This window comes from Legionella sp. PATHC032, from assembly GCF_026191185.1.
Taxonomy (GTDB): domain Bacteria; phylum Pseudomonadota; class Gammaproteobacteria; order Legionellales; family Legionellaceae; genus Legionella.
In genome coordinates, this window is the sequence record NZ_JAPHOV010000001.1 from 280951 (window position 1) to 293251 (window position 12301).

The window sequence follows — 12301 nt, forward strand, 5'->3', positions numbered from 1 at the left end:
AAGATAAATTAGATATCAGCGAGAGCTTATAGTTATAATCTTATTTTCCGTGATCATCTAAAATATTCCACGGGCTAGTCCTAAATGGACTAGCCCGTGGAAGATAAAGAATTACAATCTCAAGAGAGTTTCTTGTTTTTCCTCAACAGTTGTTATCATTTCAGTTCGGAGCGATTGCTTACCAAACTCATTTAATAGCTCATCAATAGACTGTAATCGTTGTTCGATTTTACTCATAAAGGTTGTACTGTGGTTTAGCTGAGTTAACAGTTTATGCAATTTCTGAGCGCTCTCTTTAGAGATCCCTATTGCTTCTTCCAATTCTGATGGGTTTTTCTCGGCCAGGTTACTGATCAGTTCCTGCAAATCATACTCGTCATTGTTTAAATCTTCCTTGAATTTAGCCAATTCTTTTCCTTTATCTGCAAGAGTTACTCGCTCATCTCTAGTTAAACCCACCCAATCAGTCAACCATTGCACTTTCCATCGTCCATTGGTAATTTCTTGTGCCCTTGTTTTTCTTGTTTTAGCCAAATGGTCTTGATGAGTTTCACATAATTCACGTAAATGGATAATTAATGCTTCGCTCCTGAATTGCAATTGCACCATTGCTGGGTAGGCTTTTCGCTTCTCAACAAGCAATTGATTTAATTTTTCGAGCTCTTCCTTTTGTTTCTGTACAGTATTAGAATTCTCCAATTTATTGATCAATTCATTTAATTGCTGCAAATTGTGTTGTGCTTCTTTTTCTTGTGCGTCAAAAGTTTTTACTTCCATTTGATTCAGTGAAACCCTGATATTAGTTGCCATCGCTTTCACTAAAAATTGATTAATTTTTTGTAGTTCTTCCTTTAATTTATCAATATCAGACGTATCAATGGGATCTTTTGACTCGCCATGTTCTTTTAGCTTTTCCTGACGCAATTGCTCTAAATCAGCTAACCTGGCATAGAAATTTGAAACCATGCTTTTTACGTCAGCCAGGTTTTTCGGTTTTTCTTTAGCCAGTGCTGAAATTTGTTTGCTTAATTCAGCCAAATAAGCATCATACAATTTGGTATGAATTTTTTGTAATGGCGTCTCTAATTGTGTGATATCTGAAAAATCAACTTTTTCAGAGCCAGTATGCATGCGAATTTTTTCATTACGCAGTAATTTTAATTCTTCCTGCAGGTTATTAAAACGAGAGACAGCTTTTTTAACACTGGCAAGATCAGAGAGTTCTGCTTTTTCAAGATAGGCGATCTGTTGAGGTATGCTTGCTATCAGCTTTTCATAACGCACTTTCACTTTTTCTTGATCGCTTACCAATTTAGCAGTTATGGCGCGTTGAAGTGGTTCCAGAGTTTCAGTCAAATCTTGCTTGGTACGCTGGATTTGTCCTCTCAAACCACCACTAATTGACAGCATGGTTTGCATCTCTTTTTCAGAAGGGATGTTTCTAAGTGCTTGTAATGCACCTGCAATATTTTGTTTCTCCAAAGCATTTTGGCATTGAGCCAAGGCAGGGAGAATTTGACCTTCGAGGACTGCCTTTTTTTCAACCATTTGCTTAATGGCATCCATCTGTATTTTCATTTGCCTTGCTTCAACAGAATTAAAGGCAGACCATTGGCCGTCTGAAGGGAATGCTGATAATACTTTGCCTAGAATGGTTACATTATTGTCCAAGAGGCCATTGAGGCTTTGTTCCAATACCGGTGCCACTCTTTCATTCAGAAAGGTTTTATATCCTGATTCAGTGGAGAATTTGGCTTGTCTTGCTACTCTCGATTGTAAATTGAATACCCTTTCCAGGTCAGGCTCTTCTCTTGCTTGTTCAACTATCTTTTGAATTTCTGCTAATTTTGGCGTTTGCATTTTCAAAAGAGGTTCAACCGCATAGCCACTTTCATGCTTTGGCGTGAAATCGGGGCTTTTTACCGCGACTAAAGTAAAAATATGCCGGTCTTTGCCTTTACCTGTTTTTCCATCGGAGCTCACCTTGACTGGAACCAGGGCAACATCATCTGGCAAATAAATGGAATATTCACTTTCTGACCCTGACACATGGGTTCCAACTTGTTTGGGGTGTAATAAACCATCAGGATCAAGTATTTCAAAGATAGTATTGGAGCCAAATATTGTCCTGGGGACTTCAATGTTAGTAGATGTACTGGCACAAGTTCTCGCAGAAACCTGGCTGAAGTCATTTAATTTGATTTGTTTAAAGGCTTCTGTCGACAGATCAGTAAAGAGATGTTCTGTTGTGTTGGCAATGATAGTCTCAGCCTGGTTAATCAATTTATTTTTAAACTCTTCTGACAGATCCAAGCCACGGAATAGCGTTCTTGGGGCCGGTGAACGTGATGTATCTATCAATGATTTGTTAGTCAAAGGGGTCATTAAAGCGGTAATCAACACTTCTTTGAATGTTGAATCTTTATCCCGGTTTTGTGCAATCGCATTGACTCGAGTATGGTACCAGGCATCATTTTGCATGAGGAAAATTAAATCATGTTTTATCTGGGTAACACCACCACCCGATCTGATTGTTTTTTCCCATGTTTCTCCCAGTTTCACCGGTTTTGCTTTGGCATCGGTTGAGTGAAACTCCGTATTTCTCTCATGCTGCATTAAGGTATCGATATTTCTAATGTCCGTGTCGTTTAGCAGCGACCCTACAACAGCCATGTCACATTTCGCCAACAAATTACGGAAAAATTTTTCTTCCAGTTTTTGACCATTGAGCAGCACATGATCGTCATGGATGCAATCAGGATTGGCCATGATTTGCTGAATAATACGGGCAGCAGCAATTTCATCCATATTGGGTTGTCTTCTCACTTTATCAGAGCTGGATTGAAAGGCTCTTTTTATTGGAGTAATTTGGGTTTGATGATGTGCCGTTTGTAATTGCCCCAAACAAAAGTCGACGTCGTTTTCACACCGTGCTCTGTTTATTGAGTTCAAGCGCTGTAAATATTGATATTCTTTCAGTCCAGGCAGTCCCCCATCGAGTTTTTTACCAGCGCCGGGGAATCGCTTTTGGACCTCATCAAGTTTTAAATATTCATCAACGCGCATGTAACGTTGGTTTTCCTCGAGTTTCTTTTTTTGTGAGAAAAATTTTAATTCACCTGATTCTTCCTCGTCTTCGTCGTCAGATTCTTCTCGGATTGGATTGCCATCTTGTCCAATCACATAGCGTCCTAAACCATCAACCACCAGATGAGGTTCTTTGTTTTCGCTATCAAAGCCGGCAACTGCTTCATAGGTGGCATGGAAAAATTGTCTCTGTGTCGCAAAAACAGCTTCGGCAGCTGTTGAACCTATCCAGGGTTGAAGTTGTGAAAAATAGTATTCCAGATAAGATTCAGGAGGTTGTTTTACTCTGACCAAATCAACCATATGGCCCTGATTGACCAGAACATGCGCCGGTGAATCTGCCCATTTATGATCTTTGTCTTCAATCACATCAGCATAAAATTTGACATCTTTTTCATCTTTGAAGACATCGGGAATTAAAGTGGATTTATTCTCTTCGACATACTTCAAAAAAGCATCTCGGCTTTGTTCGTGGTATTTTTCATAATTCTTGGAGGATTCTTCATCATCTCTTCCGGTGACAAAGAAGGCCTGGGCGATCATGATTTTTCTCAATTCTTCCGGCGTGACATCAGCCAGAGTACGTCCATCATTAAATTTTTTTAATGATTCACCTCTTAATTTTGCTTTTCGCGCTTCTTCAACAATCACTTCCGCATAGGCCATGGTACGCAAAGTATGGGCAAGACCATGGTGTTGCCTGTATACCATTTGCCCACCAAAATTGACAGGTGTCGCTTCTACTGTACCGGTATAAGGTTTTCCCAAGTAATTATCATACGCGTATCTGGCTGCGTTTCTCACGGTTTCATCAGTATATAAGGAAAAACCATTCCAGGTGGGAACGGATACTTCTTGAGGAGCAGTAGGATTTATCGAAATTTCTTTAGGTGATGTTCCAGTTAAAACAGGCTGAAATTCATCAATACGTACATTCTTTTCGGTAGCGCGTCTTAAGGCTGTGGCATCAGATTGTACGTCACCAGCCGGAAACTCATTACCAACGGCACGTAACCATTGTGTAATTTTTGTGCTTCCATCTTGTGTTAGTTCATCTCGCATTTCCTGGGTAATGGTTTGACCCAGATTTCTTAAAGAAGGGGGAATAGGTTGTGTTAATGCCGCATGAGCTCTTAAACCAACTGAGGCAACCCAATAACCGCATAATCCCATATTCAATCCAGCGTTATTAGGAATAACTGAAAGCGTGGCGCCAGGCAGTTTTTTGGCTAAAATATTTTGATAGTATTTTCCTGAGCTTTCTCCTAAAGGGTCAAAGAGATAATATTGATTGCCTTGACCTTTAATTAACATAATCCAATGTCCAGAGTCTTGCCTTGGGCTGACCCCGGTCAATACTGGCATAAAGCCTTGCCTGTCAAGAGCACCTTTATCAATTGTAGGCTCTCCGTTGTAGATAGTACCGCTGGTAATATTTGGATGTCCCATGCGCTCAAAAATAGCATGCATCCCTTCTTGGGTTAATTCTATCCCTTCAACGTACTTAGGCATTACACAACTCCTGGATAAATACTTTAAAATTAATATTCGTGACTTAAAAATTAGCACAGTGGGTAAATATTATAGCTGCCAAACTTTAAGAGAATATTAAGAGATAAAAAAACATCCTGCTTAAGTCCTGTTTGAATTAGTTTTGGCAAAATGGTGTTTTGTCGGATTGAAAAAATATGAGAGCCAGATCGATCAAGTGTGCTGAATATTTTGGAAAGAGAAAGGCATAGGGTACGGTTTATCACCTGGCATGTAACGATTCAAATAATTCTCCTGAACCAAACTGTTCTTTAGGAGCATCCTTAAATTTTGGCAGGTCATCATCGAAATCAATAATACGACAGGCATACCATATGTGCCTTATCGGTTTAAATGAATCTGGGATGCTGGTATCAAAGCGAAAGTTATTTACATTAATCCCAATACCATCCTGTTGCGCGGGATCAAGTGCAATACCATAAACAAGGCTGTTACAATCTGAACAAAGAAATAATTTTGCCTTTTCTTTAATAATTTCCTTAAAATGATTCTCCCCAGATACGATTCTGAAGTCTTTCGTTAAATAAGCGGCAGTGCAGGAGTAACCTGATTTATCCTGTTCCTTTTGAGATAAAGAAGCAATTTCCCGGCATTTATTGCAATGGCAGTATTGGGTAAAGACAGGTTCGCCCGTACATATGAATTGAATTTTTCCACAAGCGCATTGCCCATAATAAGTTGCCATTATTCTATATGCCTCCTTCAATTGGCAGTAATGGAAAAGTATATTTTAAAGAAAGCCCACAAACCGAGGTTATTTTATACTTTGTAGCTATTAATTAAAACGTAAAATTCCATGATGAGTTATTAATTGGTTCTGAGGGCGGCACGTGGATATCTTTGACATTATGAATAATATCGTCTCGTTTACACCAGCGCTCTTCAGACCAATGAAGAAAATCGAAGACCTGGTACCCCATATTTTTCAGCTGAGTTATGCCGATTTTTTGCAGTTTGTTTTTTTCCTCTTCAAATAGCTCTGCTACGCGTAGCACATAAAAGGGGTTTCCTGGTACGGCTTTCATCGCCATTTTATAATGCTGGTTAATGTTTGGGGCATTGATATCAAAGAAGCATTGAACATCGGCCAGGAGATAATGTGCTTTACCCAGTTGCAAGCGCAAGGCTTTGTCTTGAGTTCCTTGCAATAGTGCGATTAACTCTTCCAATGTTTTAATTAAAATTGCGATGTCTTGCTGATGCTGTATTTTATGTTTTCTGATGGAGTTAAAATCAGAAGAGTAATAATTAAAAGCAATTTTTTCACGCAAGGTATCTACGCGACGCATAAGCCCAGTTGCCAGAGCACGCTTATGATGTTCTTGTTCTTCTTTATTGTTTGAATGACATTCCCTGAGCAGAGTTATTGCTTTTTGGATACTGGCAATATCACTGTCCTCTGCTTTGTTCAGGTCTATATCCGCATCGATTAACAGCAAGGCATATAAGCGTTTGTGAGCGTATAAATCTTCCAAGTATTCGTCAGATGGATCCAAATGATACGCTGCTTTTTTTTGCTCCAGGCTTTGCAGATAATATTGTTTTGCTTTTTCCCAATTTTTATTTCCTCGGTAAGTTTTCCCAGCGACATAGGTTGTTTCCGCTTCACTAAAAAATACCTTGGCAAGCGATTTACGTTCAGGAGTTGAAAATAGGTCAGAGGATTTGTATTTCTTAAAGATATCATAGGCCTTTTCATAATTTTGTTCCTGAATTTCAATAGCAAAAGCGGCATTAGGGTTAATTTCTTCAATATTGGAGTAAAATTGTGTTGCCAGGAGATATTGCTTTTTTTCAGTATAGTATTTCGCCATGATGGCGGCGATTGCCGTGTCTTTTTGAATTAAAGCATGACGTTCTTTTTCTGGAATCGCTAACAAAAATTTTAAAACCAGATTAGAGTCGTTCAATATGCCCAACAGATTAAACGCATTGTCATATTCTTTTTGCCCAAGATGATATTCAATGAATTTCTGAGTATCCCGTTTGGCTATTTCAGGATCGTAAGCTAATGCCAACGCAAGATAGCGAGGACGCGGATCAACCCAAAGCAACCGGAAAAAAAATGAAGGGACAATCGTATTTTTAGCTTTATCACAATAGTACTGAGCAGCAGCTTTGGTGTATTTACTATGTTGTAAAAAGAACAAATCTTTTGCTGAAATCCCATTCTTATCCAGTGTGCTAATAACCTCTGCAATTAAGCTGTCGTCTTGAGGATCTAATTGCGGAATCAGTCCCCATTCGCGTGCGTGCAACCAGCTTTCACCAAAGCGATGATTAGGGTTTAGTTTCTGGTAGGAATAGTTAATTCCAAGATAGGGCTCCACTTTGAAATAATTATTCACCAATTTATTTTGTAGTTGGGCTGTCGTTAAATCGTCTCGGCTGTTAACAACCAGAGCAGAAATTTCAGGAGACATCGAGTAATTTCTCATGGATGAAAAATCAGGCTGAAGAAATTGTTTTGTGTATCCATAATATGAGAGTTTGTTTAAAACATATGACACTTTCTCTGGTTGGCAATGGTTATCAAAGCCAAACCAGCCTTTAACCGTTTGGAAGGCATACATCAACCAGTGAGTAGGTTTTATCTCATATCCATTAGTATATAGATATTTTGCAGAAGCTAACTCATGCCATAAATGGGTATACTGTATTTGATTCAATTGAAACAGAAGCACATCGGGGTAGTATTCCATAACCCCTTTAAGATGCTGTGGGATTCTCTTTAATAATTCAATATTAGTATAACGCATTTATTTTTATCTAAACTAATAGAGCAAGATGAGATGAAGCGGAGTATAGTAAACCTTAATTAAGAAATTATGAAGCGAGCTGATTTTCTTGCAATTATCTTGCTAGTTATCAGGCAGTGTGTTTTTTATGAGAATCAACAATTATGGTACCAGAAACTTATCAACCCTGTTTGTTGACAAATAATTTAATTCATCGAAACAATAGAGAATTGAGGTGAATAGTCATTGAATGAAGCGTTGTGTTTGCCCGTTAAAAAATCAATTAAGGAGTTTTGCGACATGGCCACACTCAAGATTAATGGTGTTGATATTTATTATGAGCTTCATGGACAAGGTAAACCTCTGGTTTTAATTGCAGGTTATTGCTGTGATCACACCTTTTGGAGCACCATGCTCCATGAGTTGGCTGAAGAATTCCAGGTATTGATATTTGACAATCGCGGGATAGGGCAAACAAGCGACAATGGAGGTTCTTTTACATTAGAAGCCCAGGCTGATGACATCATGGTTTTCCTGGAGCAATTAGGTTTTAGAAACCCTTCTATTCTAGGACAATCAATGGGTGGGGCTATTGCTCAACTGATTGCAAAAAAACATGGTGAAAAAATTGCTAAACTCATTATTTTAAATTCGGTGGCAAAATTTAATACGAGAGCAAACCAGGCTATGGAAACCCTTTTGAATCTGCGTAAGGAGAATATTTCATTCGATTTATTAATAGAGGCTGGAATACCATGGTTTTTTTCAAGCGAATATTTGGCTGAGCCTAAAAATATCTCCATTTTTAAAGAGAGTTTGAAAAATAATCCTTATCCGCAATCCATACAAGATCAAGAGCGACAATTTATAACCATTCCATCATTTGATTCTCGTGGGTGGCTACATGAGATTAAAGTGCCAACACTGGTTATTGCAGCCGAGGAGGATATCCTTACCTTACCAGCAGAAAGTCAACAGCTTGCAGAAGGGATCCATGACGCTCAATTCATTACCATTCCAGGAGGGCATTCCAGTCCTTTAGAACAACCCACAATAGTCAATGAAGTCATACTAAAATTTTTAACCTCTTCCTAAAAAAAGGTGCTGAATAAATGGAAATTTACGAAATGTACATTGATGGAAAATTTACTTTAGCCAAAAGCGGGGCTACTCGGGACATTATTGATCCGGCTAATGGAGAGTTGATTGCAAAAGTGCCAGAAAGTGCCAAAGAAGATGCCATACTTGCTATCAAAGCAGCAAGAAGAGCATTTGATGAAGGAGAGTGGAGAAAATCACTAGCGCTTGACCGAGGAAAACTGTTATTCAAGCTTGCTGATTTGATTCGAACCAATGCTAAAATGTTGGCAGAACTGGAAACCCGAAATTGTGGGAAGCCGTTACCCGAAGCGGAGTTTGATGTCACTGATGCTGCCAACTGCTTTGAGTTTTACGGTGGGCTTGCGACTAAAATTCATGGTGAAACGATGTCAGTTCCAGCAAATTCTTTTAGTTACGTAGTACGTGAACCTATAGGCGTGTGTGGGCAAATCATTCCATGGAATTTTCCACTGCTTATGGCGGCCTGGAAACTTGCCCCCGCTCTTGCAGCAGGCAATACCGTGGTATTAAAACCATCAGAATTGACACCGATAACGGCACTTGAGTTATTCAAGTTGATTGATCAATGCGGATTTCCAGAGGGTGTAGTTAACCTCATTACTGGGCCGGGTATAGGTGTTGGAGAGGAGTTGGCAAGTAGTGCTATGGTGGATAAGGTTGCTTTCACCGGAGGATCAGTAACTGGCAGAAAAATCATGCAGGCTGCTACTGGCAATTTGAAAAAAATCTCTTTAGAGCTTGGCGGAAAAAATCCAAATATTGTCTTTGCAGACTGTGATCTTGAAATGGCAATTGATGGTGCCCTTTTTGGTGCTTTTGCAAATCAAGGAGAAGTCTGTTCTGCAGGTTCCCGCCTGATAGTGGAGCGCTCTATTCATAAAAGAATAGTAGAGGGGATGTTGAAAAAAATTCCAAATATCAAGCTCGGTCATGGTTTGGATGCTGGAGTAAAAATGGGGCCTTTGGTTTCAAGTGCACATCGTGAAAAAGTGGAAAGTTATATCAAGATTGGAATGGAAGAAGGGGCGAAATTACTTTGTGGTGGTAAACGCCCGACGGGTCGTGAATTTGCAAAGGGAAATTTTTTTGAGCCAACTATTTTTGATGAAGTGACAACTACAATGCGTATTGCTCGTGAAGAAATTTTTGGTCCTGTACTTGTAGTTATCCCTTTCGATACCGAAGAAGAAGCCATTCGCATTGCAAACGATACTGATTATGGTTTATCCGGGGCTGTATGGACAAAGAACGTTACTCGTGCCCATCGAGTCACGTCTCAAATCCGTGCCGGAATTCTTTGGGTGAATCATTATCATCCAACCTATAATGAAATGCCTTGGGGGGGATACAAACAAAGTGGAGCAGGTCGTGAGTTAGGTTTGTATGGCATTGAGAGTTACCTTGAAGTCAAGCAAGTGAATATTAACCTGGATGAAACACCAATTGGTTGGTACTAAACTAATGAAAAAAATACATATCAAAACGTCAATCCCCGGGCAGAAATCGCAACAGTTGATGGAACTGCGACGTCAACATGTTGCAAGAGGACCATTTCATGCTACTCCTGTCTTTGTGAAGCGAGCCAAGGGTTCTTTTGTGGAAGATGTTGATGGAAACGTATTTTTGGATTTTTCTTCCGGGTTTGGAGTGGTTAATACAGGGCACTGTCCTGATGCAGTAGTCAATGCTATCAAGGACCAGGCTGAAAAATTCATACACACCGGGTTTAACATCATTCCTTATGAAGCCTATATCAAGGTTTGTGAAAAATTAAATTATCACACTCCGGGAAACTTCGAAAAAAAATCGCTCCTTTTAAATTCTGGTGCGGAAGCAGTTGAAAATGCCATTAAAATTGCTCGTGCCTATACAGGCAAACAAGCAGTGATTTGTTTTGATCATGCTTTTCATGGACGCACGTACATGGCAATGACACTGACTTCGAAAAATAAGCCCTATAAGCATGGATTCGGCCCGTTTCCTTCCGAAATCCATCGTGCTCCTTTTCCATACGAGTATCGTTGGAGGGGAACGCATTGTGTAGAAGAATGTTTCAATGAGTTTTCCGAGCTTGTCAATTTTCGTGTTGGCATTGAAAATATTGCCGCAGTCATTATAGAGCCGGTATTGGGTGAAGGTGGATTCATTCAATCCCCCGCCTTATTTTTGCAAAAACTTCGCGATTTTTGTACAAAAAACCATATTGTTTTTATTGCCGATGAAATCCAATCCGGTTTTGGCCGCACAGGAAATCTGTTTGCGATGAAAACATTAGGAGTGCCCCCCGACCTCACTATATCAGCAAAAGGCCTTGGTGGTGGGGTAGTGCTTGCTGGTGTAACAGGTAAAGCTGAAATCATGGATGCGGCTATGGAAGGTGGCTTGGGTGGTACGTTTTGTGGAAATCCTTTAAGTTGCGCTGCTGCTCTTGAAGTATTCAAAATTTTTGAAGAAGGAAGCCTGTTGCAAAATGTTACCCATCTTGCAAAGGCACTGCAGTCCAGACTTTCTGGATTTAAGGAAAAATACAAAATAGTGGGAGATGTCCGTGGTTTGGGTGTCATGCAGGCGATCGAATTGGTAAAAGATAAAAACACGAAGGAACCTAATAAAGAAGCCGCAGTACAATTGGCTCAATTTTGTTTAGAACACGGATTGGTCATTTTGACCTGTGGAACATATGGGAACATAATTCGTCTCCATATGCCGCTGTCTACTGACGTAAAAGATTTGGAAATCGGCCTTTCGATTATTGAGGAAGGGCTCAAGCGACTATCAATATAGATAAACAGTCTGAAATGAGATAGGTGTCTTAATGTTCACTTAATTAGTTTTTGATATCATTTGTTCCAATTAATTACAGGTGAATGACATGTGGTATCAAAATATAATGCGCAACTTGCTTGAAAAACTTCCGGAAGCAAACAGGAAAGATGGGGAAAATTTTTTAAGTAAACTGTTTTTGGCTATTAGAAAGGTGGATAATAAGCTTGAGATGGAATTCTTTTTAGGTCTCATTGAAAAATCTTTTTTAAAATTTGAGAATGAAAAACCCGGCTCAGTTACCTTAGCCAAATTTTCCAGGCATATTTTAGGACTAAGCTTGCTCTATGTTAAGTCAGGCAATGATGCAGCTATATGGAACTCAGATTTTATTCCATACCTTACAGAAATTAAGAAGTTCCTCGATACAGATAAAGAGGGTAAATTGCTTAATAAGTTTCTCAATCAACTTGAAGTGGAGACGTTTGTCAGTTTAAATCATCAACTTGACATTGATTTCAAACACTTAATCTCTATTCTAAAAGGAAATTGCACTTTGGAAACCATTCAATCTTTTACCGAAGCTTGTAAAGGATTAGATAACGATTGTTCGAAAGGGTTTAGCCAAATGATGAAAGAGATAGAAGCGCAAATGATCAATTTGCAATTTGCTGTTGATTTCGATTCTGAAGCTAGTCTTAATATTACTGATGAAAATCTGGAAAATACTCCATTGCAAAAGAATGTTCACGTCAATTCCATGCCCAAGAGTGTAAGCATATTGCATCGATTTGGTATATTTAAATTATTTACATTGTCTGGTGTTGAGTTGAGTGACCAAACCAATGTGCTTGTAAATAAAAAATAATGTATTAACACAGTTGTTCTCATTATTTTGTCCCTGAATTCTTTCAGGGGCAAAATTGATGCAGGTCTAGATATTATCATCTACTATAAAAATAGTAGATTGAGTGCTTGGGTATGACCTCCAATTGATGTAAAAATAATTAATTCCCAAAGAGGTCTTATTTCCAACATAG

The 12301-nt window shown here is 39.1% G+C and carries 7 protein-coding genes; 4 read left to right on the plus strand and 3 right to left on the minus strand.

Annotated elements, in window-relative coordinates:
* Nucleotides 1-111: 111 nt before the first annotated feature.
* The 3 genes from sidE to OQJ02_RS01225 form a co-directional block, all read right to left on the minus strand.
* Nucleotides 112-4599, minus strand: a complete 4488-nt coding sequence (gene sidE / locus OQJ02_RS01215; RefSeq protein WP_265717530.1) for a T4SS effector NAD-dependent ubiquitin ligase SidE — start codon at nt 4597-4599, stop codon at nt 112-114.
* Between the two features lie 241 nt (nt 4600-4840).
* Complete coding sequence (locus OQJ02_RS01220; RefSeq protein ID WP_265717531.1) at nt 4841-5323, minus strand: GFA family protein; 483 nt, start codon at nt 5321-5323, stop codon at nt 4841-4843.
* Nucleotides 5324-5417: 94 nt separating this feature from the next.
* Nucleotides 5418-7397 (minus strand): hypothetical protein, encoded by a 1980-nt coding sequence (locus OQJ02_RS01225; RefSeq protein WP_265717532.1) that lies wholly within the window; start codon nt 7395-7397, stop codon nt 5418-5420.
* A gap of 279 nt (nt 7398-7676) precedes the next feature.
* On the opposite strand from OQJ02_RS01225, the gene OQJ02_RS01230 reads away from it, so the two are divergent.
* From OQJ02_RS01230 to OQJ02_RS01245, 4 genes are all read left to right on the plus strand, one after another.
* Nucleotides 7677-8471, plus strand: coding sequence for an alpha/beta fold hydrolase (locus OQJ02_RS01230; protein ID WP_265717533.1), 795 nt, complete (start codon nt 7677-7679; stop codon nt 8469-8471).
* Nucleotides 8472-8488: 17 nt separating this feature from the next.
* Entirely contained in the window at nt 8489-9955 is a 1467-nt protein-coding gene (locus OQJ02_RS01235) for an aldehyde dehydrogenase family protein (protein ID WP_265717534.1), read from the plus strand.
* A gap of 4 nt (nt 9956-9959) precedes the next feature.
* Nucleotides 9960-11282, plus strand: a complete 1323-nt coding sequence (gene gabT, locus OQJ02_RS01240; RefSeq protein WP_265717535.1) for a 4-aminobutyrate--2-oxoglutarate transaminase — start codon at nt 9960-9962, stop codon at nt 11280-11282.
* 88 nt (nt 11283-11370) lie between these two features.
* Nucleotides 11371-12129: a DNA repair protein gene (locus OQJ02_RS01245; protein ID WP_322783364.1), complete on the plus strand. Its 759-nt coding sequence runs from the start codon at nt 11371-11373 to the stop codon at nt 12127-12129.
* Nucleotides 12130-12301 lie beyond the last annotated feature (172 nt).